This window comes from Marinilabilia sp., from assembly GCF_016278715.1.
Classification (GTDB): Bacteria; Bacteroidota; Bacteroidia; order Bacteroidales; family Marinilabiliaceae; genus Marinilabilia.
Window position 1 is genome coordinate 24841 of the sequence record NZ_JADQBH010000203.1, and the last position, 26100, is coordinate 50940.

The following is a 26100-nucleotide window of genomic DNA, read 5'->3' on the forward strand; positions in this document are numbered from 1 at the left end:
GAATGTCGGCCTGTCACGCCGAAGGTCGCGGGTTCGAGTCCCGTCCAGACCGCAACCAGAGAAAATTAAAGAGCCCCTTTTGGTCTGGTAGTTCAGTTGGTTAGAATGTCGGCCTGTCACGCCGAAGGTCGCGGGTTCGAGTCCCGTCCAGACCGCAAAAAGTCACTGTTTAGTTTCAGTGACTTTTTGTTTTTATAAGTCCGTTGGTAATTATGGACCACATCGGACCACATCCAAAACCTGGGTCTAGGCATAAATCTTACACAATCTGTAAAGGAAGAATTACCCTCTTTGGGAGGGGCAGAGGGGGACGCCCTTTTCTACATCGGCAATTGATAATCGTGGTGATTCGGAAATCCAAATGGACGGAGGAGGTCCATACCGACGGAAGAATTGTTTTGTATTTAAGACCCACCTTTTGGGAGGGGCCCTTTTATTGATGTTGAAAAAAAGAAAAATTGACTTTCCCGTAACTACGTTGCTGCCAAAAAAATGGTTGGTTCCCGAAGTTGTGGTCTGGACCATGTTCCAGAATAAACAGACCGTTTGGGGCAAGCCTTCCGGAGTTCATAACCATCTGGGGTAATTCCTGCAATTCGGGCAGATTAAAAGGCGGATCGGCAAATATTAAGGAGTAGGTATTGTTGTCTTTTGGAAGGAATTTAAATACGTCAGATTTCACGATGCGCAAGGTATCGGATAATCCAAAAGTTTCGCTGGTGGTTTTGATGAATTTGAAATGCGGAAAGCTTTTTTCAACAGTGGTTACTGAAACAGCGCCCCTGGAAGCAAACTCATACGACATAGCTCCAGTTCCACCAAATAGGTCAAGTACCTCCTGGTCTTCAAATAAAATCAGATTGTTTAGGATATTAAACAAGCTTTCCCTGGCCTGGTCAGTGGTTGGTCTTGCCTTGAAAGAGGAGGGGGGAGAGAATCTTCTGCCTTTTAATTTCCCACTGACTATACGCATCCTGCAAGACTAAAAAGGTTGTGAAATTGATGTCCGGGCACATCTCTGAAAAGATAGCTGTACTGAAATCCGGATGGGAGTCCGGGTTGCTTTAAGTGTTTTAGGTATTTTCCCAGTTTCTGACTGATTTCATTCATTCGGTGATGATTTCCGATTAGCTGAACCTCTGCAGAGGTAGGTGGAATCTGTAATTGTTCAAAGACAAAGAGGGTGAAGTATATTAAATCATCTTCTCCATTTATTTCAAAAGTATTGCAAAGCCTCAGGTTGTTTTTCTCCAGTACCACCAAATCAAAAAAACGGTTCTGAATATTAATGATGATTTGGCTTTTACTTGTTCCCGGCCTACTGATGGCAAGTTTGGTTTCCGCCATTGGAACGTATTGATGAAAAAACAATGGTTCAGGAAATTGTCTCTTAAAAAGTTCTTTGAGTTTTTCGGGGATAGCAAAAATGGTGCAGGCATCAGCCATTTTCATTCTTGTATAAGCAATATCGTTTGCGGAGGGAATCTGATGGGTGAAACTGAGCCATTCATAGGCCTCTTCAGCCTGGAAAAGACCAGCAGGAACCAGCGTTGAAACTGGTGATGGAACCAGAATAAAGACCTTTTTATAGGGTAGGTTCAACAGGTCGTTCTCTTCAAAGATTTGTTCAGCGACTTCAGAAAGCTCTTCTGATGTCAGGTTTTGAAACTCAAAGTGCCGAAACTGGACATATTTATTCCTGACCGGATCAAGTGTACAAAAAGAAAATCCATCCAGGCTTGCCTGGATGGATAAAAAATATGACGATGTGATAGTCGTATCGTAAGTTTCGTCAACCACAGAAAGATCAGGAATCATAAATTAAATTTTTCTTATTCCCAGTTACCGGCGCTATTGTTTGCTTCGGTCAGCGATCCCACTTTTAAACCGGGAAATCTTTCATAAGCAAGTTCTTCATCGTTAAGATTGATGATTTCCTGTTCATTCAGTCCCTGCAGGTAAATGTTGTTGTGAACTTTTGCCTCAAATATGGGTACCTCAACACCTGAAGCGGTTGAGAAAGTTTTAGCTTCCATCTGGAATTCCGCCTTATTGGTGAAGGGAACATACCTTAGGGAGTCTGCGATGAAATCCTTATTGAAAAGAGAATCCTTCACTGACACAAAAATAGTGTCCCTTTTGATGATGCCAAGTTTAAGGGCTTCCAGTTCGGTCATCCCTTCTTCCAACATGCTGTCAGTCAGGCGTCCTTCCATTTTAACAAGACGAAGCGAATCGTTGTTAATGAACTGAATGAGTGTATCAAAGCTTCCGGTAAATTTCCCGTTAAGGGATTTGTAAGCCCGTTGAGCTTCCCGGATTCCTTCCAGTCTTTCAATTACTTTCTCTTTTCTTTCGTTGTGTGCCTGCTTGAATCTTACTGGTTTTTGAATACTCTCTACACACAGATAACCCAATGCAAGAATGGCAACTGTCAGAATAATCTGGATTGCTGTTTTCATTATTTTTCGGATTTTGTTTTTTATTTGAAAGCACAAATTTATAAAAAAAATCAAACCTTCATTTCTTTATCTAAAATAAATCGCAAATCTTTGTCCAATATTATTGCAGACCTGTAAACATCTGAGCGAATAGGGGCTGTGAAATTAACTTTCTTTTCTATAATTTCAAAAAACAAGGCCGGATATGTTGAAAGATTTTCTGAAGAGTAAGCTTATAAGTGAATTTGGCTTTGAACCTACACCTTCGCAGGATGTTGCCTGTGCTAAAATCGGAGAGTTTCTGGCTGCATCTTCAGTTCAGTCGGCTTTTATTTTGAAAGGATATGCTGGTACAGGGAAAACCACCCTGGTTCGGGCTGTCGTAAATGTTCTGACTGAATTAAAGCAAAAGGCTTTTTTGATGGCCCCAACCGGACGTGCGGCAAAAGTTTTGTCCAATAGTGTTGGTTTGCCGGCTTATACTATTCATAAAAAGATTTACCGGCAGCAGTCGTCCCGGGATGGGTTTGCCGCCTTCGACCTGAATAAAAATCTTCATAAAGACACACTTTTTATTATCGACGAGGCTTCAATGATTGCCAATGACGGGAGTGGCAGCATTTTTGGTTCCGGGCGATTACTGGATGATTTGTTCAGGTTTGTTTTTTCAGGTAATAATTGTAAAGTCATGTTTATTGGCGATGATGCCCAGTTACCACCGGTTGGAATCTCGCTGAGTCCTGCCCTTGAGAAAGGAAATATTGAAGCTTATGGGCTGGATGTATTTTATGCAATTCTTACCGATGTGGTGCGTCAGAAAGCAGGAAGTGGAATTCTTACCAATGCCACTTATTTGAGAGAAATGCTCCAAAGTGGAATGAAGGATGAGGCTTTTCCGGAGTTTTCAACGGAAGAATTCCCCGACTTTTTCAGAATTACCGGTGCTGAACTGATGGAAGAGTTGGATTATTGCTATAGTCATTTTGGATTGGAAGAGACTTTGATTGTTTGTCGCACCAACAAAAGAGCCAATCTCTATAATCAGGGCATTCGTAATTCAATGTTGTTTCGGGAGGAACAGCTTGCTGTTGGTGATTACCTGTTGGTGATGAAAAACAACTATCACTGGGTCAAAGACGATGATAAAATTAGTTTTATTGCCAATGGAGATATTGCCGAAGTAGCCCGGATAAATAATTATCAGGAACTTTACGGACGGAATTTTGCCGATGTGGTGCTACGTTTGGTAGATTACAAAGAGGTGGAACTGGATGTAAAAATAATCCTGGACTCCATTTCTTCGCCGGGAGCAGGGTTGAAGCAGGAGGAGCAGGAAGCATTCTTCTATAAGATAATGGAGGATTATCAGGAGGTGTCTGATGTAAAAAAACGTTTTGATAGTACCCGCGAAAATGATTTTTATAATGCGCTACAGGTGAAATTTGCTTACGCTATGACATGCCATAAGTCTCAGGGCGGGCAATGGAAAGCCATCTTTGTAGATTTGGGTTATTTTACTGAAGAATACCTTTCACGTGATTTCCTGAGGTGGCTATATACGGCCATAACCCGTGGAACAGAGCGGGTATATCTGGTCAATTTCCCCGATACTTTTTTCAAATAAAAAGGGGCTTTGCTTTTGGCAAAACCCCTCTGAAAAATTTTTCAAATTTAATTACTCACCTACTTCCATATCAGCCATGATGCGGTCGATCTTTTCGAGTGCTTTTTCAGAAACACTGTTGAATTCCTCGCGGGTATTCATTTTGTCCCTTACTTCAAAATAGAACTTAATTTTGGGTTCTGTTCCAGATGGGCGCACAGATACCTTCGAACCATCCTCTGTAAAGAACTGAAGAACATTGGAAGTGGTTGGTTTATCCGTGATGTCAGTGGTTTCTCCGGAAATAAGGTTTTTGGCTTTCAGGAATTGGTAATCTTTCACCAAACTGACATTAGAGCCGCCAAGCTGAGTGGGAGGTGTTTCACGGAATTTTTTCATCAATGCTTCAATTTCCTCTGCACCGCTTTTCCCTTTGCGGACGATGTATTTCATTTTCTCTTGAGAGAAGCCATACTCAATATAAATGTCTTTAAGCAGTTGGTAAAGCGATTTGTTTTGGTCTTTTGCCCAGGCGGCAATTTCACTTATTACCACAATTGCACCAACTGCATCTTTGTCTCTGACATAATCTCCGGGGAGAAATCCATAACTCTCTTCACCGCCACAGATGTATTTTTTCTTGCCCTCGTTTTCACGAATAACTCCTGCAATCCATTTGAATCCTGTGTAGGTGTCAAAACATTCAACGCCGGCTTTGTCGGCAATGGTTTTAATGAGTTCGGAAGTCACAATGGTTTTTACGGTAAATTCCTGACCGGTGAGCAGGCCTTTTTCTTTCCATTGATTGAGCATATACCAGGTAAGCAAAATGGCAGTTTGGTTGCCGTTTACCAAAACAAAATCATTGTTTTCGTTTCTTACGGCAATGCCCAGGCGGTCTCCGTCGGGGTCGGTTGCAATTACGATTTCAGCACCCGTTTCAATGGCTTTATTGATGGCCATTTCCAGAGCGGCAGGTTCTTCCGGGTTGGGAGAAACTACAGTAGGAAAATCGCCGCTTACCACATCCTGCTCCGGAACATGGATGACGTTTTGAAAACCCATCTTCTGCAATGCGGCAGGCACCAATTTTACTGCCGTTCCGTGAATCGGACTGAAAACAATTTTCAAATCCTTTTGTCTTTTCACCAAGTCGGGATTGAAAGAGAGAGCAGTGACTTCCTGAAGGAATTTTTCATCCATCGCTGCTCCCAGGGTTTCGATTAAATCGGGATTGCCTTCGAATTTAATGTCCTCAACATTGGTGATATTTTGAACTTCGTTGATGATATTTTTGTCGTGAGGGCCCAAAATCTGTGCCCCATCCTCCCAGTAAGCCTTGTATCCGTTGTATTCTTTGGGGTTGTGAGATGCAGTGAGAATGATTCCACTCTGACATTTCAAGTCTCTGATAGCATAGGAAATCTCCGGTGTGGGGCGCAAAGATTCAAAAATAAAGGCCCGAATACCATTGGCTGAGAATATGTTGGCAGCTGTGTCAGCAAAATAGCGGCTGTTGTTCCGGCAGTCGTATCCAATAACCACTTTGATTTCCGACAGATTACTGAACTCTTTTTTTAAGTAATTAGCAAGACCCTGAGTCGCAGTTCCTACCGTATAGCGGTTCATGCGGTTACTGCCCACGCCCATAACTCCGCGCAGTCCGCCTGTCCCAAATTCCAGATCTTTATAGAAAGCATCAATCAATTGAGAAGGATCATTGGCTTCCAGCATTGTTTTTACAGTCGCTTTTGTCTCTTCATCGTATTTTCCGTTAAGCCATTGATTGGCTTTTTCGATTACTTGTGATGGTATATTATTCTTTGTCATAATGGTGAAGTTTTAAGATTTTTGATTGTCGTTAGGAAGCAATCTGAAATTAATGAATATAAATATTGGTTGCCGTTTTTTTAGACAGATAGGGCGAATGCTCAAATTTATTGAAAAAAAATTACAGGAGCGTTACCCGTTTGTTTTTTTCAGACATTTTCTGAGGCTATCCTGCCAGTGTTCAATCTCAATGCCGTAGGTGTTCCTGATTTTTGTTTTGTCCATGACAGAATAGGCGGGCCTTGATGCCGGGGTGGGGAACTGGTCCGATTCAACGGGTACGACCTTGCAGGAGATTCCGGATTCATAAAAAATGGCTTTTGAAAAATCGAACCAGCTGCAAACCCCTTCGTTGGAAAAGTGAAACACGCCAGGAGTGAATTCTTTTTCTCCTGAAATGATTTTCTTCAAAATGGTGAGAATAGCTTCAGCCAGGTCGTCTGCCAGGGTAGGGGTTCCCACCTGATCGAAAACCACATTTAAAGAATCCCGTTTTTTGCCGAGTTGCAACATGGTTTTCAAAAAGTTTTTTCCATACCTGGAATAGAGCCAGGATGTGCGAATGATGATGCTTTCAGGCTGTTGTTGCATAACCTCCAATTCCCCCTGAAGCTTTGATTTCCCATAAACGGAATCGGGTGTTTGGGGGGTCTCCGGTTTCAAAGGGCGGGAGTGTTCTCCTCCAAAAACATAATCGGTGGAGATATGAATGAACCGGGCGTTCATACGGGTTGCTTCTTCTGCCAGTTCTTTGGGAGCTTCTGCATTCAGTCGCCATGCTACTGCTGGTTCTGTCTCAGCACGGTCAACAGCTGTATAGGCAGCGCAGTTTATGAGGTAATCAAATTTTTTGTCTTTGAAAAAAGAACAGATTGCTGATGAATCCATTAAGTTCAGGGTGTCAACGGTTGTGTAGGAAAAATCAGCCCATGAAAGTTCCCGCGTTTGTTCATGAAAGGTACTGCCCAGTTGACCTTCGCGGCCGATGATGAGTATTTTATTCATATTTTAGTTTAATTCTTGAATACAAAATTTCGTTCTGCCTCTTCTAAAGAGGGAAGCACTTGGTCCTTCCCGGAAACAATTGCCTCCTTTCCGGGAATCAGCCAGTCAATTTTAAGCTGGGGATCATTAAAATTAATACCTCTTTCAGCTTCTCTGTTGTATAGATTGTCACATTTGTAATGAAATAAAACTTCATCACTCAAAACTGAAAAGCCATGTGCAAAACCGCGAGGAACGAAAAACTGGCGGCGATTTTCTTCGGACAATTCAATGGCATAGGATTCTCCAAAAGTGGGTGACCCCTGCCTCAGGTCAACTGCTACATCTAATACTTTTCCTTTCAGTACCTGAATAAGTTTTGCCTGCGAGTAGGGGGCCAGCTGGTAGTGAAGCCCCCGTATGACACCTCTGACTGAAGAGGATATGTTGTCCTGTACAAAATTGGTGTCCAGGCCGGATTCCTTATATTTTTCCCGGTTGTATGACTCAAAAAAACACCCTCTTTGGTCTTCGAATACATCGGGTTCAATAATTAATAACCCCGGAATTTTGGTTGGCAGTATCTGCATAATTTATCATAACTGTTGTTGAATACTCTTAAGGTTCTGACCGGCAATTTTTATTAGATATTGTCCGTATTCATTTTTTTTCAGCGGTTCGGCCAGTTTGAGCAATTGTTCGCGGGTGATGTATTCCCTTTTGTAGGCAATTTCTTCGAGGCAAGCCACTTTTAGTCCCTGTCGGTTTTCAATAGTGGCAATAAAGTTGGATGCCTGCAGCAAACTGTCGTGGGTTCCGGTATCCAGCCAGGCCATTCCCCTTCCCAGGAGCTTGGTCTTGAGTCTGTCCTCCTTCAGATACAGTTTGTTCAGGTCGGTAATTTCCAACTCTCCCCGTGGACTTGGCTTTAAGCTTTTTGCTTTTTTTACCACATCAGGGGGATAAAAATAGAGCCCGGTCACTGCATAATTTGATTTGGGCCGGGCAGGTTTTTCCTCAATACTCAGAACTTTCCCGTTTTCATCAAATTCGGCCACTCCGTAACGTTCCGGGTCATTAACGTAATACCCGAATATAAAGGCGTTATCTTCCCCGGGAGTTACTTCATTCAATATTCGGCTAAATTCATAGCCATAGAAAATATTGTCGCCCAAAATCAGGCATACGGGTGAGTTTCCTATAAATTTTTCACCTATCAGAAAAGCCTGAGCCAGACCGTCGGGGGAGGGTTGTTCGGCATATTCAAGTTTAAGGCCCCACTGACTACCGTCGGCAAAGAGACGTTTGTACAACGGAAGGTCGTGAGGGGTTGAAATAATCAATATTTCCCGGATTCCTGAAAGCATTAAAACCGACAGCGGATAGTAAATCATGGGCTTGTCATAAACCGGAATGATTTGCTTGGAAATGCTTTGTGTGGCCGGATAAAGCCTGGTTCCTGAACCTCCTGCCAGGATTATTCCCTTGTAATTTGACATGGAGCGATTTTATTGTGGGTTTTTATTTTGGTGGCAGAATCAATTTATGTAAAATCAATTCATGAATTGATTTTACCGAGCAGATCATCGAAATAGGTGATGGTTTTCGAAAGCCCTTCTCTAAGCTGAACTGTAGGTTCCCAATTATTGAGCTCTTTTTTTGCCAGGGTGATGTCGGGCTGACGTTGTGTGGGATCATCTTCCGGAAGGGGTTCAAAAATAATTTTTGATTTCGAACCGGTCAAGTCTTTAATTTCTTCAGCCAGTTCCAGCATGGAAAACTCATTTGGATTTCCGATGTTGACAGGTCCATGGAAATCGTCACGGGAGTTCATCATCCGCAGCATTCCTTCAATGAGATCATCTACATATTGAAAGCTACGGGTTTGAGTACCATTGCCAAAAATAGTGATGTTTTCCCCTTTCAGGGCCTGAACGATAAAGTTGGAAACTACCCGGCCGTCATTGAGATTCATCCGGGGGCCGTAAGTGTTGAAAATTCGAATTATCTTAATATTGACTTCGTTCTGTCGATGGTAGTTAAGAAAAAGGCTTTCAGCACAACGTTTTCCTTCATCATAGCACGAGCGAATACCGATGGGATTCACATTTCCCCAGTAATCTTCGGTTTGCGGATGGATTAATGGATCGCCATAAACCTCACTGGTTGAGGCTTGAAGAATTTTTGCTTTGATTCTTTTGGCCAACCCCAGCATATTGATGGCACCCATTACCGAGGTCTTAATGGTTTTGATGGGGTTGTACTGATAATGAATGGGGGATGCAGGACAGGCCAGATTATAGATTTCATCCACCTCTACAAAATAAGGGTGCGTCACATCATGACGCACCAACTCAAAGTAGTGGTTATCCATTAAATGTTTGATGTTTTGTTTGGCACCTGTGAAATAGTTGTCCATACAAATCACATCATGACCCTGCTCAAGAAGTCTTTCACAAAGGTGGGAGCCAATAAAACCAGCTCCTCCTGTAACAAGTATTCGTTTCATTTAACTCTATTTAGTCTCTTTTTGAGAGCGGCCAATACCAAAATAGTCGAACCCGTTTTCATTCATTTCATTCATGTCATAGATGTTTCGTCCGTCAAACACAACCTTATGATTCATCAATTTTGACATCACATTGTAATTGGGAATCCTGAATTCGGGCCACTCAGTAAGTAATAGAAGACCATCGGCATCAATCAAAACATCATATGGATCCTGTCCGAATGTAATAGCATTGCCCATCTCTTTTTTTGCTTCGTTCATTGCAACCGGGTCGTAGGCTTTGATTTTTGCTCCCGCCTCGATTAGCTCCTTTACAATGATTATTGAAGGTGCTTCTCTCATATCGTCCGTGTTGGGCTTAAAACTCAGTCCCCAAAGGGCAAAGGTTTTTCCTTTGACATCGTTGTTAAAGTAATTTTTAACCTTTGCAGCAATGATTCTTTTTTGGTCTTCATTGATGTTCTCAACAGCCTCCAGCAACCGTAACGGATAGTTGTAGGTCTTGGCAGTGCGGATAATTGCCTTCACATCTTTTGGGAAACAACTACCTCCATATCCAATACCGGGATAGATAAATTTGTTTCCGATGCGGCTGTCGCTTCCAATGCCTTTGCGAACCATATTTACATCAGCACCTACAAGCTCACACAAATTGGCCATGTCGTTCATGAAACTGATTTTGGTGGCCAGCATGGAGTTGGCAGCATATTTTGTAAGCTCTGCTGAGGGGATGTCCATGAAAAGAATCGGGTGATTATTAAGTAGGAATGGTTTGTATAGACGTCGAATAACTTTTTCAGCTTCTTCGGAATCTGTTCCGACAACAATCCGGTCGGGCTTGAGAAAATCGTCAATCGCATTTCCTTCCTTCAGAAATTCCGGATTGGACGCTACGTAAAATGGAATGTCAGCGCTGCGTTTGTCCATTTCTGCTTTGATTGCAGCCCGCACCTTTTCGGCTGTACCAATGGGAACCGTACTTTTGGTCACCACGACTATACTTTGGGTAATGTGTTTTCCGATCTCTGAAGCAACCGCAATCACATGCCTTAAATCGGCACTTCCATCCTCACCGGGAGGGGTTCCTACTGCAATGAATATTACTTCAGCCTGGTCAAGACTGTCTTTTAAACTGGTCGAAAAATGAAGTCTGCCCTTTTCAACATTGTTCTTTATCATTGTTTCCAGTCCGGGTTCATAGATGGGAACAACGCCTTTTTTCAGGTTGTTGATTTTTTTCTCATCAATATCAACACAGGTGACATTTACTCCTGTGTCGGCAAAACATGTTCCTGTAACCAGGCCTACATATCCTGTTCCTACAATAGAAATTTTCATAGTTTGTGCTTTTTTATTGCTTCAGTGCTCAAAAATAGAAAAAATATTTGGGCGAAATATACGAAAATGTCAGGAACAGTTCCATATCTTTTATTGAGGAACCTTACGCTTGACATTGTAATTTGAAACATATAAATTTCACAATGATTGTTTTAGCAAAGAAAATTGAAGTATTCTTCTTGTTTTGTTGGAAAAGTTCCTATTTTTGCACCGATTTTAACAATATATTGTCTAACTAATAGTTATTACGAGGTTTAATTAATGGCAGATTTAGAAAATGAAAACTTGCAGGAGCAGAATGATGCTACTCCTGGAGTAAACGAAAAAGTTGAGGATCAAAAGCCTCAGGTAGAAACCGGTGAAACAGCTAATGCTGACTTTGACTGGGACAAGTACGAGAATGGTGACCTGGTTGAAGAAGCCAGAGGGGCTGAAAAAGAAGAGCTGGAAAAGCTTTACGACAAGACGCTTTCGACCATCACCGAAAAAGAAGTTATCGAAGGAACCGTAATCGCGATGAATAAGCGCGAAGTAGTTATCAACATTGGTTTCAAATCTGATGGCATTGTTACTCGCAGCGAATTTCGTTACAATCCCGACCTGAAAGTTGGAGACCAGGTTGAGGTTTACGTGGAAAGCCAGGAAGACAGAAAAGGTCAGCTGGTACTTTCACACAAAAAAGCCCGTGCGCTCAGATCCTGGGACCGTGTTAACGAAGCCCTCGAAAAGGATGAAGTTATTAAAGGATACATCAAGTGTCGTGCCAAGGGTGGTATGATTGTGGATGTATTTGGCATTGAGGCTTTCCTTCCGGGTTCACAAATTGATGTGAAGCCTATTCGTGACTACGATATGTACGTGGGTAAAACCATGGAATTCAAGGTGGTTAAGATTAATCCCGAATTCAAAAATGTTGTTGTTTCACACAAAGCGCTTATCGAAGCCGAGTTGGAACAGCAGAAAAAAGAAATTATCTCCAAACTGGAGAAAGGTCAGGTGCTCGAAGGTACTGTCAAAAACATTACCTCCTATGGTGTATTTATCGACCTGGGTGGTGTTGACGGCCTGATCCACATTACCGATCTTTCCTGGGGTCGTGTTTCACATCCCGAAGAAATTGTTCAGCTTGATCAGAAACTCAACGTGGTTATTCTCGACTTTGATGACGAGAAAAAACGTATTGCACTCGGTCTGAAACAGCTTACTGCTCACCCGTGGGATTCGCTCGATACAGAGCTTAAAGTGGGCGATGTAGTGAAAGGAAAAGTTGTAGTGATGGCCGATTATGGTGCTTTTGTTGAGATTGCCCCCGGTGTTGAAGGACTTATTCACGTTTCTGAAATGTCATGGTCGCAGCACCTTCGCAGCGCTCAGGACTTCCTGAAAGTTGGTGATGAGGTTGAAGCTCAGATTTTGACAATGGATCGTGACGAGCGTAAGATGTCTCTGGGTATGAAACAACTGAAGCCGGATCCATGGGATAATATCGAAGAAAAATATCCTGTTCAAAGTAAACATAAAGCAAAAGTCAGGAATTTTACTAACTTTGGTGTATTCGTTGAAATCGAAGAAGGTATTGACGGACTGATTCACATTTCAGATTTGTCATGGACCAAGAAAGTAAAGCACCCTGCTGAATTCACCACTGTTGGTGAAGATATTGAGGTGGTTGTGCTCGACATTGATAAAGAGAATCGTCGTTTGAGTCTTGGTCATAAGCAACTTGAAGAGAATCCATGGGATGTATTTGAAACCATCTTCACCGTTGATTCAATTCATGAAGGAACCATCGTTGATGTATTCGACAAAGGTGCCGTTATTGCATTGCCTTATGGTGTTGAAGGTTTTGCCACTCCCCGTCACCTTGTGAAGGAGGATGGAAGCCAGGCCAAAGCTGATGAGAAGTTGCAGTTCAAAGTGATTGAGTTTAACAAAGGTGCTAAGCGCATTATTTTGTCTCACTCACGCGTTTTTGAAGATGAAAAACGTTCTGAAGAGCAGACTGTTAAGAAAACTCAGGCTAAGACCGCTAAAAAAGGTGTTAAGAAGCTCAAAGACAGTCTTGAAAAAACTACTTTGGGAGACATCTCTGAACTTGCTGCTTTGAAAGATCAGATGGAAGCAGACGAGAGTGATTCTAAAGACAAAAAAGAAGAATAGTCATATTTTTTAAGGGGGCGATAATATATGGACTTCAAGATTGATAAAATTGATGATTTCATGGTGGTGAAGGTGTTGAAAGAAAAACTCGACACTAATGTAGCACCAAATCTTAAATCAGAAATTGTTTTGCTTTCCGGAAACGGAGAAAAGAACATTCTCCTTGATTTGAGTAAATGTAATTATTGCGATTCGTCAGGATTAAGTTCCATATTAGTCGCCAACCGGTTGTGTAAAAATGCTGATGGTGCGTTTGTGATTTGTGGTTTACAGCCTGCTGTTGAAAGGCTGATTGCCGTGTCACAGTTGGACACAGTCTTAAACATTGCACCGACTACCGACGACGGTATTCAGATGATGAGACAAACCATCGGTAAAAAATAGTTGTGCTTATGGGATTATCTGTCACTATTCTCGGCAGTAACTCCGCACTTCCCACATCCGAACGAAATCCAACCGCCCAGGTGCTTGATGCATCAGGGCGGTTTTTTTTGATCGATTGTGGCGAAGGTACGCAGGTTCAGTTACGGAGAAACAAGGTTCATTTTGGGAAAATAGACCATGTGTTCATTTCTCATCTTCACGGGGATCATGTTTTCGGCTTACCGGGATTGATATCTTCTTTTGGCTTACTGGGAAGAACCAAAGATTTGCATATCTATGGAATTGCTGATTTAGAAACGGTCTTATTGCCAGTTATTAATTATTTCAGCAGAGAACTGCCGTTCAATGTGGTGTTTCATCATATTCAACCTTATGAGCCTGCCGTTATTTTTGAAGATTCGATTGTGAAGGTTACCGCTTTTCCTGTTGAGCACCGCATTCCTACCGTGGGTTTTCTTTTCAGGGAGCAACCGAAGGAACGAAAAATTAATAAGGAGAAATGCGACTTTTACGGGGTTCCGTTACGGGTTTTGCCGAAATTGAAGAAAGGAGAAGACTTTATCAGAGATGAAGGAGAAACCGTCCCCAATGATAAACTGACCTTTCCGCCTCCTCCTTCGCTTTCGTATGCTTTCTGTACTGATACCAGACTGAACAGCTCCATTGTTGAAGCTGTGAAAGGGGTGGATTTGCTTTATCATGAGGCTACTTTTATGTCGGATCAAGAGGCTTTGGCCCACAGAACCTTTCACAGTACTGCCCGACAGGCTGCACAGGTAGCCCTCAATGCAGGTGTTAAACAACTTTTAGTTGGTCATTTTTCATCACGTTACCGGGATTTATCTCCTTTGCTGTCCGAAGCACAGGAAGTTTTTCCCAATACCAAAATTGCGGAGGAAGGGAAAGTTTTTGAGGCATAAACGAAATTTAGGAATCAAAGAAAAACCGGGAGTCAGCAAGAATGCAGACTTCCGGTTTTTAATTTACAGGATGGAGACAATTACAATTTTATTTTTCCTTTAATTAGTGTCAGTGAATGGGGAGGAAAATCATAAGTTACAGTTTTCCCTTTTGCTTTAATATCTTCCCTTTTTTTAGTTTCAATATTTGTTTCGCCGAAATCATTTTTGGCTTTAATGTCCGGGCCGTTTACCTCAAATACCTTCATAGCTCCTGCGAATTCTCCTGTTTGGGCAATCAGGTCTGTGGTAATGGCTTCGTCCTTATGACGATTAACAACTGCTATTGTTATTTCCTCGTCTTTGTAAGTGACCGATACATCCAGATAAGGAACATCAGTTTGTTTGGTGGTTGTTTCACCCAGTCCCAGGTAGAATTCTTCCGTATCATAGGTTTCACAATCTACAAACACATCCAGAGAAGTGCCGTGCATATTTTCGGCAAACAATGCAAGCGGATAATAGATGGTTTGCTTGAACATGTCACTTTCGTTGGTAAAAATGGGGCCGATAACATTGACCAGCTGTGCCATATTTGCCATTTTAACGATGTCAGCATTCCGGATAAAAGCATTGAGCATACCTGAGATTACAAGGGCGTCTTCCAGGTTGTAATGTTCTTCCAGAGCACGGTCGCCGACCATTTTTTCGTCTGTACGTGCCCGGTACCAGACGTTGTATTCGTCCCAGGCAATGAAAATAGGATCATCGGTATGATTACGACGCAGGGTGCGTTGCATCACCTCATTGATCATTCCCTTTACAATCTGTGTACGTTCTTCAATGACCAATGGAGTGGACATGAAATTGTAGTAATTGTCATCGGGATTGCCCACATAAATATGCAGGGCAATGTAATCGATGTAGTCTTTCAATTCTTCCAGAATGGTTCGGTTCCACTCATCGGGGTTGGCATCGGGCCGATAATTGGAAGAACCTGCAGCTATGAGTTTGATTCCCGGTGAGGTCAGTCGCATGAGCTTTCCTGCTTCGCGTGCCTTTTTGGTGTAATCGATGGCGTCAAGGTGTCCCATTTGCCAGTATCCGTCCATTTCGTTACCCAGGCTCCAGTATTTTATATTGTGTGGTTCGGGAAAACCATGTTCTTTACGCAGTTCTGCATAATAAGGCCCTTCCTTAACATTGCAATACTCCACCCACTCCTGAGCTTCTTTAATGGTTCCGGTTCCCAAATTTACTGCAAAATAGGGCTCTGTGCCCAATTTTTTCGCGTATTTCATAAATTCATTGGTTCCCACCTCATTGGTCTCCAGACGATGCCATGCCAATTCCATACGTTTGGGACGGTCGGAACCGACACCATCTTTCCAGTTGTAGTTCGAAACAAAGTTGCCTCCGGGATAACGAAGAAGGGGTATATGCAGTCCTTTGGCAGCTTCCAGAACATCTTTGCGAAAGCCATCCTCATCGGCAAGTGGGCTGTCCGGGTCGTAAATTCCTCCATAGACACAACGTCCAAGGTGTTCCACAAAGTTTCCGTAGATGTTTTCATTGACTTCCCCTATGGTGCGTTCAACATCAATCTTGATTCGGGCATTCTGCGCATTTCCGGGAATGATGATGGCACCAGCCAGAAAGGCTACCAAAATGGGTTTAAACAAATAGCTTACTTTCATACTTATAAATTTTGATTGTTTAATATTGTAAGGAACTTGCATGATTGATTTTTAAAATGGGCTTTTGCGAAAATCCTTATCATGCTTGTTTCATTGTGATGTTGTTTTTAGGTTCAAAATGATTTTTAACAAATTTAAGGTTCCTTTCACCTGAGGTGGAGGACAAACAGGTAATTGAGGTAGATGTATGTTTTGCTCATCTGTTTTGTTATCTATTAGTCGGAAGAAACAAAGAGGTAAGACTTAAAAAGAACAGAAAGTACCGACATTCTCATTATATTTGCAAAGATTTTTTAATCTCAATAACACTCAATCTCCATGCAGGAAAAAATTCTTATCCTGGACTTTGGCTCTCAATACACACAGTTGATAGCCCGACGTGTCCGCGAACTCAATGTTTATTGTGAAATACATCCGTTTAACCATTTTCCGGAAATAGATGATACCGTAAAAGGTGTAATTCTGTCCGGAAGCCCCTCCAGTGTCAGGGCACAGAATGCACCTGTTCCTGATTTGAGTAATATTAAAGGTAAATTGCCTTTGCTTGGCGTTTGTTATGGTGCCCAGTTTATGGCACAAAATTACGGTGGTTTGGTGGAAGCTTCTGATACCAGGGAGTACGGACGCGCCAATCTGAAGTATATTGACCCGGAAAGTGAATTGTTTCGCGAAATAGAGAAAGGCTCGCAGGTTTGGATGTCACATGGTGACACCATCATGCGTTTGCCCGACAATTTTAAAATTATTTCCAGCACCGGAGATGTTGAAGTTGCCGGTTATAAGGTGGCAGGTGAACAGACTTATGGAATTCAGTTTCATCCCGAAGTTTACCACACAACTCAGGGGCTCCAGATTTTGAACAACTTTGTGGTTGATGTTTGCGGATGCAGGCAGGACTGGACGCCGGCTTCCTTTGTGGGGGAAACAGTACAGGCCCTGCAGGAGCAACTGGGCGACGACAGGGTTGTTCTAGGCTTGTCTGGTGGGGTTGACAGTTCAGTTGCAGCTATGCTGCTGCACAAAGCTATTGGTAAGAACCTCACCTGTATTTTTGTTGACAACGGTCTTTTAAGAAAGTTTGAATACGAAAATGTCCTCGATTCGTACAAGCACATGGGGTTAAATGTTATCGGTGTGGATGCGAAAGATCTTTTCCTGGGAGAATTGACCGGGGTTTCAGAGCCCGAACAAAAACGAAAAATTATAGGTCGTGTTTTTATTGAGGTTTTTGACTCAGAGGCAAAAAAGATAACCGGCGTTAAATGGTTGGCTCAGGGAACTATTTACCCGGATGTTATTGAATCGGTTTCGGTCAACGGACCTTCCGCAACAATTAAATCTCACCACAATGTGGGCGGTTTGCCGGAGACAATGAAACTAAAAGTTGTGGAGCCTCTTAAATTGCTTTTTAAAGATGAGGTGCGCAGGGTAGGTCATGAATTAAAGATTTCTCCTACTATTCTTGGGCGACATCCATTTCCCGGTCCTGGTTTAGCTATCCGTATTCTGGGAGAAATCACCCCCGAAAAGGTGGCATTGCTTCAGGATGTTGACCATGTTTTTATTGAAGGTCTGCGTTCTAATAATTTGTACGACCAGGTTTGGCAGGCCGGAGCCATGTTGTTGCCTGTTCAGTCTGTTGGCGTAATGGGGGACGAAAGAACTTACGAAAGTGTGGTGGCGCTGCGTGCAGTGGCTTCTACTGATGGTATGACGGCCGACTGGGTACATTTACCTTATGAGTTTTTGGGACGTGTTTCCAATGAAATAATTAACCGTGTCAAAGGTGTTAATCGGGTGGTTTATGACATCAGTTCAAAGCCACCGGCAACCATTGAATGGGAATAAAAATATTGATATGCGATTTTTTTTATTTTTTGCTGCATTTTTGCTGACTTATTCATCAGCTCAGTCACAAATGGATGATCCAGAGTTGGATAAAGTCAGGCTTTCATGGCAACTGATCTCTACGTTCTACGTGGACAGCGTGGATACACATGAGATGGCTGAAGAGGCCATCAAAGGCATGCTGGAGAAGCTGGATCCGCACTCTGTTTATATCCCTGCCGAAGAGGTGGAGGCAATGAATGAACCACTGGATGGCAATTTTGAAGGAATTGGTATTGAGTTTATGATTTTGAAAGACACCCTGATGGTGGTTGCCACTATTTCGGGTGGTCCTTCCGAAAAAGTCGGGCTCATGGCCGGTGACCGAATTGTGGTTATTGATGGGGAGAATGTGGCCGGCATTGGATTGGCCAACAGCGATGTATTTGACATGTTACGTGGCCCTAAGGGATCGGAAGTTCGGGTGAAGGTGTTGAGAGACAGTCAGCTGTTAGAATTTACGATTGAACGTGATAAAATTCCGATTTTTAGCATTGAGGCGACTTATCTGATGAGCCGGAAAACCGGCTATATCAAAATATCGCGATTTGCCCAAAGTACACACCGTGAGTTTATAAAAGCCCTGAGGGAACTCAAGGGAAAGGGAATTGATAACCTTGTACTTGACCTGAGGGGAAATGGCGGTGGTTACCTTAAAGCAGCGCTGGATATTGCCGATGAATTTATCGACGGGGAAAGATTGTTGCTGTACACCGATGGCATGGCGATTCCCCGCTCGGAATATCATTCACGAACAGGTCAGCTTTGGGAAAAAGGAAACCTGGTGATCCTTATTGATGAAGGTTCAGCTTCGGCGAGTGAAATTGTTGCAGGTGCTGTTCAGGACTGGGACAGAGGGGTGATTATGGGGCGCCGAAGTTTTGGTAAAGGGCTCGTTCAACGTCCTTTTTCGCTGCCTGATGGGGCCGAAATTCGACTGACCATTGCTAAATATTACACACCTTCGGGACGCAGTATTCAGAAATCTTACGATGAGGGTTTGGCAGATTATCATGGGGAAATTTTTGAAAGATTTCAGCATGGAGAGATGATGCATTCTGATAGTATTGATATGCCTGACAGTTTGACCTACAACACGCTGAGGACTGAGCGGAAGGTTTTTGGCGGAGGGGGTATTATGCCCGATATTTTCATTCCCATGGATACCGCCTATTATACTCCCTATTACAGGGATCTTGTGGCTTCCGGCTCCGTCAACCGTCTGGTGATGGACAAACTTGATGTTAACCGTGATGAGTGGCTAACCGAATATGCATCTTATGCCGATTTCAATAAACGCTTTGTAGTTCCGGGTGAATACATTGAACAGCTGACACGAAGAGCAGAAGACGCGGGGGTTGAAATGAATGAGGAACAACTGGAAATCTCCCTCGATTGGCTTAAACTACAGATGAAGGCACTTATTGCACGCAATTTATGGTCAACAAGTGAGTATTATCAGACGCTGAACCCGGGTTTGCCTTTTTTTGAAACGGTAATCAAGGTTATTGAAGACCAGGCAACCTATCAAAAGGTTTTTGGATATGATAATTGATTGGCTGGCACAGCACTGGATGGAATTGTTGGGGACACTATTTGCGCTGTTGTATCTTTATCTTTCCGTGCGTGAGAATATCTGGCTTTGGTTAACTGGGTTTGTCAGTTCTTTCTTTTACCTTATTGTATTTTTCGGCGAAAGGCTCTATGCCGATATGGGGCTTCAGGTTTATTACCTGGTCATTAGTGTTTATGGATGGCTGGTCTGGAAGATGGGCCGCGAAAAAAGTGGGCGACCCAAAATGCCTGTTTCACGCATTGATGAATCATTAGGTGTAAAGCTCGTTTTGGCCGGGATGGTTATTTATATTGTTGTTGTTGTTGCCTTACTGAAATTGCCGGTGTATTTAGGTATTCCCACTTCCGACCTGCCCTATTGGGATGCCTTAACTACCACCGGAGGAATCGTGGCCACCTGGATGCTTGCGCGAAAGAAAATTGAGCATTGGCTGGTATGGGTTGTGGTAGATCTTGTGAGTACAGGAATGTATGTTTACAAGGGGTTGACTGTTACAGTTGTTCTGTACGCAATATATACACTGGTTGCAGTTGTTGGTTACCGTGAGTGGAAACAACAAATGATAACGCGTGATAAAAATGTGCATCAGGGATGACAGGCGTGTTTGAACCGGAAAGCAGATAAAGCGAAACGTTATGATTGCCATTGTTATTACAGGTCCGGAATCTACAGGAAAATCAGTTCTTACAAATTCGTTGGCTAAACATTTTGGAGGTCTGCTGGTTGATGAGTATGCAAGGCAATATGTGGAAAGTTCCGGTGGTCGTTATACATTTGAGGATGTTGAAGAAATTGGCCGGGTTCAAATCCGGGAATATAAACAATTGAGCAGTACAGCCGGAAAAAACGATTTGGTGTTTTTTGATACATTTTTGATTATTACAAAAGTGTGGTTCCAGGAGGTTTTTTTCTGCTGCCCTGTTTGGATCCATCAAGCCATTGAAGAATTTAATGTTGACTTTGCCTTATTGTGTGCACCCGATATTCCCTGGCAGGATGATGGTGTACGAGAGAATCCACACAGGAGAGATTATTTGTATGATTGTTACTATAGGGAACTGGAATACTATAATATTCCTTTTACCCGGGTTGAGGGACAGGGAACCGACCGCTTTGAAAATGCAGTTCGACAAATTTCTCTGCAGAGTGCTTTTCCCTTGTTGAAAGGATAAAACGGGGGAGACCAAAAAGTTCACTACATTTCTGTGTCCTTCCTGTTGTATTTGGATTTTTCGGGATAAGGAGTTCTGGTAAACCCAATTATGCCAGTTCCATCAGACCAATAGCTAAGACAAATTATATACTTGTGTAATATGAACTATCTAGAATATCCAAGAAGACTCAAAGAGACTATTGACCAATTGTCGCGCGAGGAATCTTACCAATCGGTTTGCCACCGGCACTATCCGGATCAGCCCATGCCTTCATCAAGGATTCTTAGCGAAATAGTGGATTTGTTGCGTGAAGTTGTTTTTCCCGGTTACTATGGAGATTCGCCAACCCGTCCTGGCAGTATCAATTACTATATTGGTGTGAATGTTGAAAAGCTATACGATTTGCTTCGTCAGCAGATTTATGCAGGTCTTTGTTTTGATTGTCAACATGCCGATCGGGAGGATTTATTGCTGCGTAAGGACAGGGCTGCCAAAATTACGTTGAAGTTTATTGAGAAACTGCCTGTTATTCGTCGTCTGCTCGCCACTGATGTGGAGGCTGCATATGTGGGAGACCCGGCTGCCCAAAGCAGTGCGGAGGTGATATTTTGTTATCCTGCCATTCGTGCCATCACCAACTATCGCATTGCACACGAGTTGTTGCAGCTTGAAGTTCCCCTGATTCCGCGTATTATTTCGGAAATGGCACATTCAGAGACAGGAATTGATATCCATCCGCGTGCCAGAATAGGTCATCATTTCACCATCGATCATGGAACCGGGGTTGTTATTGGAGCCACCTGTATCATTGGTAATCATGTAAAGATATATCAGGGAGTGACTCTGGGGGCGAAAAGTTTTCCACTTGATGAGCATGGGAATCCCATCAAGGGAATTGACCGCCATCCTATTGTGGAGGACAATGTTATCATCTATGCGCAGGCAACAATTCTTGGCCGGATTACGGTTGGCGCCAATTCAATTATTGGTGGAAACGTTTGGTTAACTTCCTCTGTACCTCCCGATAGCAAAATTATTCAGGAAAAATACAGACATTCAGGGTTTGTTGGAGGTGATGGAATCTGATTTATCATGAAAATGGATTCTTTAGCCATATTCCTGATGGGGTTTACCAAAAAACAGGATATTTGTGTTTAATATTGATCGGAAATGATTAAACTTCGGAACTTAAAAGTTCAAAAAAATATTTAATTTTTTATCTTTGTAAGGAACCAAATGCAAGATATTAAAATGGGTTTTAATCTCGAGGAATGGTATGCTCATAAGTTGCTGGGCGAAATAATTTATAAATATACAGGAAGTATTTCTCCGGAGATGATAACTCGTGCACTTGAAACGGTTGAAGATAGCCCATTGCTCAGTAAGGAAAGACTGCAGACCCGGAAAAAGGTCTATAATGTATTTGTAGAGTGTATCCAGAACCTCTATCATCATGTCGATGCTCCCCCTGCAGGTCTCTCAGCAGGAGGTTCCCCTAATTTCGGAATTGTGTGTCTGGTTCATGATGGTTCTTTTTTCCGTGTTACGACAGGAAACTTCATTCTTAAGTCCAAAGTTAATTTTATTAAAGATCGCATTGAACAGTTAAATTCGCTCTCCGATGAGGAGGTTAGAATGCTTTATCGGGATATTTTGGGCAATGAGACAATCTCTGATAAAGGAGGTGGTGGATTGGGCATGCTTGATATTGTAAGAAAAACAGGTAATAAACTAGAATATTTTTTGTATCCTTACGATGGAGAACATATTTTCTTTTCGTTGGATGTGTATATAAGTTAATAAAGATATAATTGCCATTATGGAAACAATTATTCGCGAAGATACGCCAAAAACCCCCTATGTTAAGCTTGACGGGGGAAAGGGTGTAGTCGAGATCAAGGGCCGATCAATTCCCGAAAATTCAGTAGAGTTTTATAAGCCGCTTATTGATTGGATTGATGAGTATGGAGGCGGCCCCCAGGATACGACCATTATCAATATTCAACTGGAATATTTCAATATCAGTTCTTCGAAGTGTATTCTCGACATCTTTAAAAAGTTGGAACTTTTGTTTAAGAAAGGTTTCAAAGTGCAGGTGAACTGGTATTATGAAGAAGATGACGAAGATATGTTTGAAGCAGGAGAAGATTATCAGTCTATTATAAATCTTCCCTTCAAAATGATTGAAATGGAAGAGTAATGATTGAAGAGGTTGTGATCTTCCATTTTTCTTTCGCAAGTTTGTTATAGCAACTGAATCTTTTATATGGGTAATCCGGTTTCCGGGTTACCTTTTGTTTTTCCGGGGCAGGGCTTTCTTACTTCCGGATATGATCTTTTGTGGAATTTTGCTGTAGAGGAGGCCAAAGAGGAGCAAATTCATAGACCATAATACGATTAAATTTACCCAAAGGGTATCCAGCCTATAGCTACCTATATTTTTGAAAGGGGAAAGAAAATGAGCTTTAATAAAATTATTCTCGGGGTCTTTATAGATTGCATCAAATTTCTGTACAAACGTATTGTTGTGTTGAATTATTCGTTTAGAGAAAAAATCATCCGTTCCTCTTAAAAAACGCTCCAGCCCTTCGTTATGACTCTGGTTACGCAATTCCGTCAGAAAATCATTGCCAAGTTCGGGGTGTTCTTGAATAAGTTTTCGGCGGTGTTCTTCCTGCCGCTTATCCGCTTCGTTGTATAAACCGATGTAAAAGGTTTTCACATCAGAAACAAATTGCTTTGCCTGGTTCAGGTACTCTGCAATGGATGGGGATTGGTCAAAGGCAGGAGGGGTAATCTTTTTTTCAGCAGGCAGCTCAGCAACGACTTTCTTGCTTTCGTTGGTAAGTAATGTTATTATTGAGTTATTTTTTTGCTCTTCTGTACTGTTTTTTAGTCTGGTTAATTCATTGCTAAAAGCGGGGGCCCAATAATCTTTGTAGTAATTGGCCTTACTTTTTAGTTTGTCAAAGACAAAAAACTCCTTTTGGTAATCATTGTGCTTAAACTGATGCACCGCCATGGCTTCAAATGCCCAACGGGCTGTAATTGCTTCTCCGTACCAGGGTATGTCGGAAACGGAGGAAAAGTGAGGGTTTAAACGGTCGTAAGACACAAAAACTCCACTCAAAATGAGTTGTGGGATAATCAGAAAAGGAATTAGAATATAGATGTTAACGGTTTTTTTCAGGCTGTCGGATATAATTAACCCCAGTAAATTGGCAAAGATGGCTGAAGTGAAAAGGACAAGCCAAAAGGGCAGGAACATATTATTTATCTGAAGAATGTTGTTGCCGATAAGTGTAAACATGGCTGTCTGGATTGCAGACAGGATACCCAGAATAAATACTTTCGAGAATAAATAACTTAACCGGCTCAGGTTCAAAAATGTTTCCCGTTTGAGTATCTTTTTGTCATTAATTATCTCTTCAGCACTCACCGTCAATCCTACAAATATGGAGATGATGACAGAAATGATGAGATAAGTGATGAGGTTGGGGTTTTTGTACAATAGATAGGTTGACTCCTGTGATGATTCGGGCTGAAAATAGAACAGCAAACTTGCCAAAATAAGAGCCAGCACAGGCATTTCTAAAAGATTGATGAAGATGTATTGGCTGTTGGCCAGCTTGGCTTTTAGATCGCGCATAAAAAAGATGGCAAACTGACCTGCACGCCCGGGAATACGAAAATTTATTTCGGGCAATGGCAATCTTTTTTCCTGACGGGCCCGGCTGGAAGGATGTTGCTTTTTAAACAGGTGAAACCATTCGTCCGGTGAAGTGCGTCGAACAGTTGTGGGAGAACCATATTCATCTAAAACATTGGAGTTAATGATGCTTAGTATTTGTTCAGGGTTCACATTCCCGCACACCGGACACTCGCTCTCATCTTTATTGGCATGGTTGATACAAGATTTAAAGTAGTTGACTGCTCCGACAGGATCACCGTTGTAAATCAGGTAGCCGCCTGTGTCCAGCACCAGTAGCTGGTTAAACATCTTGTATATTTCGGAAGAGGGTTGGTGTATGACAACAAATATTAATTTCCCTTTGACTGCCAGGTCTTTAAGGAGGTCCATGATGTTTTCCGAATCACGCGAGGAAAGACCTGATGTGGGTTCGTCCAGAAAAAGTACAGAGGGCTCCCGGATTAGTTCCAGGGCAATGTTTAAACGTTTTCGTTGTCCTCCGCTAATTTTTTTGTTCATTGGAGAACCCACTTTCATATTCCTTATCTCATACAAACCAAGTGATTTGAGAAGCTGGAATACTTTTACGGCAATTTTCTCATTACTCAGGTGGTCAAAACAGAGTTTGGCATTGTAGAAGAGGTTTTGATAAACGGATAAGTCTTCAATCAAAAGGTCGTCCTGAGCTACGTATCCGATAAGGCCATTTACTTTCTCCGGAAAAAGGTGGAGATCGATACCATTGAGCAATATTTCTCCTGATGAAGGAAGGTAAATTCCAGTCAGCACATTAATGAGGGTGCTTTTACCGGCTCCCGAGTCGCCCATTATACCTACTAACTGCCCGGAATGACTTGTAAAACCCAAGGGGTGGAGACCGGCATTTCTCTTTTTTGTAAAACTGAAAGAGATATCTCTCACATCAAAGACCAGTGGTGATTCGTTGGCATTGTAGTTAAAATGTGTGGCAATATCGCTGAAAGTTTCCGGTGAGCCATGTTTGTAACGGATAGAACCTCCAGGTCTCAAAAACTGGACATGATGCGGAATGAGGACTTGTCCGTTGATGGTAAGTTCGGTACTTTCTTTGGTTTTGATAAGGCACAATGATACAGAACTCAAATACAAAACAAATATCTCGGTATTGAGAAATTCCCTGTAAATATACCTCTCTTCGTTTTGTCGGTTTCTGTTTCCTCCAATAACCAGATGATCAGCCCCCGGTAAAGGATTTGGGGTGGTTATGAAACGGTGAATGGATAGAAACTCCTCCCTGCCAATATTGAACGTATCTGCTACCGTTTCAGCAAATTCGTATTCCACATCGGTCATTGCCTGTTTCCCGGAGTTGAGAAATTCAAGCAGCTGAATGACGACGATTACTTTTTGATAGTGGGTGAGTTCCTCATTAATAGCGGTGGCAATGCGCAAAACCTTTACAGAACTGGCTGCATAAAGTTTGGGTATTCGTGTTTTTTCTTTTATCTTTTCGCGGTAAACACTTCTATGGTCATCAAAAAGCTGAAGGTATTCTTCAATAAGTTGATGATTGAGTTGTAAGGAGAGATAATTTTGCACAACTTTTCTTCCCGAAGTGGCATCCTGATCGGGTGCTGCCACCAAAGCAAAAAGTTGCATCAACGCTTTTAAAATACCTTCACTCATGGTATTTTTTCAGATTCACCGCTACTAATAATTGATTTATTGTACATTTTTGAAGCCAATGAGCACCAGTGCCATTCCTGAATCGCCTTTTCCAGGCATCAATCCTGCTTCAATAACACATTCCATATTTCCTTCCATTCTAAAATCCCATGAAGATGAGAAATTTTGCTGAGTGCTGGAAAACAAAAGATTATTGTTTGTATCATAAACAGAGAACCATATTTTCTTATCGTTCGGAGAACAGGTAGCTATCCTGTAGATGTTCCCTTCGAACAAAGTAGT

Annotated in this window: 22 protein-coding genes, 1 tRNA gene and 1 pseudogene; 12 read left to right on the forward strand and 12 right to left on the reverse strand. The window is 42.2% G+C overall.

What is annotated here, in order from left to right; all coding sequences use genetic code 11:
• Positions 1-81 precede the first annotated feature (81 nt).
• Positions 82-155: transfer RNA gene (locus QZZ43_RS12590), tRNA-Asp, on the forward strand.
• 278 nt (positions 156-433) lie between these two features.
• Here QZZ43_RS12590 and QZZ43_RS12595 read toward each other — a convergent pair.
• From QZZ43_RS12595 to QZZ43_RS12605, 3 genes are read right to left on the reverse strand one after another with little or no spacing between them, the layout of a single operon-like run.
• On the reverse strand, positions 434-973 hold the full coding sequence (locus tag QZZ43_RS12595) for an RsmD family RNA methyltransferase (protein WP_291859856.1): 540 nt from the start codon (positions 971-973) through the stop codon (positions 434-436).
• Complete coding sequence (locus tag QZZ43_RS12600; protein ID WP_291859859.1) at positions 964-1818, reverse strand: DUF3822 family protein; 855 nt, start codon at positions 1816-1818, stop codon at positions 964-966. The genes QZZ43_RS12595 and QZZ43_RS12600 overlap by 10 nt, the downstream gene beginning before the upstream one ends.
• Positions 1819-1832: 14 nt before the next feature.
• On the reverse strand, positions 1833-2462 hold the full coding sequence (locus QZZ43_RS12605; RefSeq protein ID WP_291859862.1) for a hypothetical protein: 630 nt from the start codon (positions 2460-2462) through the stop codon (positions 1833-1835).
• Between the two features lie 184 nt (positions 2463-2646).
• Between QZZ43_RS12605 and QZZ43_RS12610 the strand changes: the two genes are divergently transcribed.
• Entirely contained in the window at positions 2647-4065 is a 1419-nt protein-coding gene (locus QZZ43_RS12610) for an ATP-dependent RecD-like DNA helicase (RefSeq protein WP_291859864.1), read from the forward strand.
• A gap of 51 nt (positions 4066-4116) precedes the next feature.
• Here QZZ43_RS12610 and QZZ43_RS12615 read toward each other — a convergent pair whose 3' ends face one another.
• The 6 genes from QZZ43_RS12615 to QZZ43_RS12640 all read right to left on the reverse strand — a co-directional run bounded on the left by QZZ43_RS12615 (position 4117) and on the right by QZZ43_RS12640 (position 10705).
• Positions 4117-5874 carry a phospho-sugar mutase gene (locus QZZ43_RS12615; protein WP_291859866.1) on the reverse strand — a complete coding sequence of 586 codons (1758 nt, stop codon included), beginning with the start codon at positions 5872-5874 and terminating at the stop codon, positions 4117-4119.
• Positions 5875-6006: 132 nt separating this feature from the next.
• Positions 6007-6879 (reverse strand): dTDP-4-dehydrorhamnose reductase, encoded by an 873-nt coding sequence (gene rfbD / locus QZZ43_RS12620; RefSeq protein WP_291859869.1) that lies wholly within the window; start codon positions 6877-6879, stop codon positions 6007-6009.
• A gap of 8 nt (positions 6880-6887) precedes the next feature.
• Entirely contained in the window at positions 6888-7448 is a 561-nt protein-coding gene (gene rfbC, locus QZZ43_RS12625) for a dTDP-4-dehydrorhamnose 3,5-epimerase (protein WP_291859872.1), read from the reverse strand.
• Between the two features lie 6 nt (positions 7449-7454).
• Positions 7455-8357, reverse strand: coding sequence for a glucose-1-phosphate thymidylyltransferase RfbA (gene rfbA, locus QZZ43_RS12630; RefSeq protein WP_291859875.1), 903 nt, complete (start codon positions 8355-8357; stop codon positions 7455-7457).
• Positions 8358-8416: 59 nt separating this feature from the next.
• On the reverse strand, positions 8417-9367 hold the full coding sequence (locus QZZ43_RS12635) for a UDP-glucuronic acid decarboxylase family protein (RefSeq protein WP_291859878.1): 951 nt from the start codon (positions 9365-9367) through the stop codon (positions 8417-8419).
• Between the two features lie 6 nt (positions 9368-9373).
• On the reverse strand, positions 9374-10705 hold the full coding sequence (locus QZZ43_RS12640; RefSeq protein WP_291859880.1) for a UDP-glucose/GDP-mannose dehydrogenase family protein: 1332 nt from the start codon (positions 10703-10705) through the stop codon (positions 9374-9376).
• 261 nt (positions 10706-10966) lie between these two features.
• Between QZZ43_RS12640 and rpsA the strand changes: the two genes are divergently transcribed.
• The 3 genes from rpsA to QZZ43_RS12655 are packed head-to-tail and all read left to right on the forward strand — an operon-like array spanning position 10967 to position 14169.
• Positions 10967-12865 (forward strand): 30S ribosomal protein S1, encoded by a 1899-nt coding sequence (gene rpsA / locus QZZ43_RS12645; RefSeq protein ID WP_291859883.1) that lies wholly within the window; start codon positions 10967-10969, stop codon positions 12863-12865.
• A gap of 27 nt (positions 12866-12892) precedes the next feature.
• The gene (locus tag QZZ43_RS12650) at positions 12893-13249 is read left to right on the forward strand and encodes an STAS domain-containing protein (protein WP_291859886.1); all 357 of its coding nucleotides are present in this window, start codon (positions 12893-12895) and stop codon (positions 13247-13249) included.
• Between the two features lie 8 nt (positions 13250-13257).
• Positions 13258-14169: a ribonuclease Z gene (locus QZZ43_RS12655; RefSeq protein WP_291859888.1), complete on the forward strand. Its 912-nt coding sequence runs from the start codon at positions 13258-13260 to the stop codon at positions 14167-14169.
• Between the two features lie 80 nt (positions 14170-14249).
• Here the strand turns inward: QZZ43_RS12655 and QZZ43_RS12660 are convergent, their stop codons facing one another.
• A complete protein-coding gene (locus QZZ43_RS12660) occupies positions 14250-15845 on the reverse strand; it encodes an alpha-L-arabinofuranosidase C-terminal domain-containing protein (RefSeq protein WP_291859890.1) in 1596 nt (531 codons plus the stop codon).
• 318 nt (positions 15846-16163) lie between these two features.
• On the opposite strand from QZZ43_RS12660, the gene guaA reads away from it, so the two are divergent.
• The 7 genes from guaA (at position 16164) to QZZ43_RS12695 (ending at position 22662) form a co-directional block, all read left to right on the forward strand.
• Complete coding sequence (gene guaA / locus QZZ43_RS12665; protein ID WP_291859892.1) at positions 16164-17693, forward strand: glutamine-hydrolyzing GMP synthase; 1530 nt, start codon at positions 16164-16166, stop codon at positions 17691-17693.
• 10 nt (positions 17694-17703) lie between these two features.
• Positions 17704-19287: a S41 family peptidase gene (locus QZZ43_RS12670; RefSeq protein WP_291859895.1), complete on the forward strand. Its 1584-nt coding sequence runs from the start codon at positions 17704-17706 to the stop codon at positions 19285-19287.
• Complete coding sequence (pnuC, locus tag QZZ43_RS12675; RefSeq protein WP_291859897.1) at positions 19277-19903, forward strand: nicotinamide riboside transporter PnuC; 627 nt, start codon at positions 19277-19279, stop codon at positions 19901-19903. The genes QZZ43_RS12670 and pnuC overlap by 11 nt, the downstream gene beginning before the upstream one ends.
• A 40-nt stretch (positions 19904-19943) precedes the next feature.
• Positions 19944-20480: an ATP-binding protein gene (locus QZZ43_RS12680; protein ID WP_291859900.1), complete on the forward strand. Its 537-nt coding sequence runs from the start codon at positions 19944-19946 to the stop codon at positions 20478-20480.
• Between the two features lie 141 nt (positions 20481-20621).
• Positions 20622-21548, forward strand: a complete 927-nt coding sequence (epsC, locus tag QZZ43_RS12685) for a serine O-acetyltransferase EpsC (RefSeq protein ID WP_291859903.1) — start codon at positions 20622-20624, stop codon at positions 21546-21548.
• Between the two features lie 150 nt (positions 21549-21698).
• Positions 21699-22262 (forward strand): SiaB family protein kinase, encoded by a 564-nt coding sequence (locus tag QZZ43_RS12690; protein ID WP_291859906.1) that lies wholly within the window; start codon positions 21699-21701, stop codon positions 22260-22262.
• 19 nt (positions 22263-22281) lie between these two features.
• Positions 22282-22662: a DUF1987 domain-containing protein gene (locus QZZ43_RS12695; protein WP_291859909.1), complete on the forward strand. Its 381-nt coding sequence runs from the start codon at positions 22282-22284 to the stop codon at positions 22660-22662.
• A gap of 87 nt (positions 22663-22749) precedes the next feature.
• On the opposite strand, the gene QZZ43_RS12700 is transcribed toward QZZ43_RS12695, so the two are convergent.
• A complete protein-coding gene (locus QZZ43_RS12700) occupies positions 22750-25818 on the reverse strand; it encodes an ATP-binding cassette domain-containing protein (RefSeq protein ID WP_291859912.1) in 3069 nt (1022 codons plus the stop codon).
• Positions 25819-25854: 36 nt separating this feature from the next.
• A pseudogene (locus QZZ43_RS12705) lies at positions 25855-26100 on the reverse strand (hypothetical protein); the annotation flags it as partial.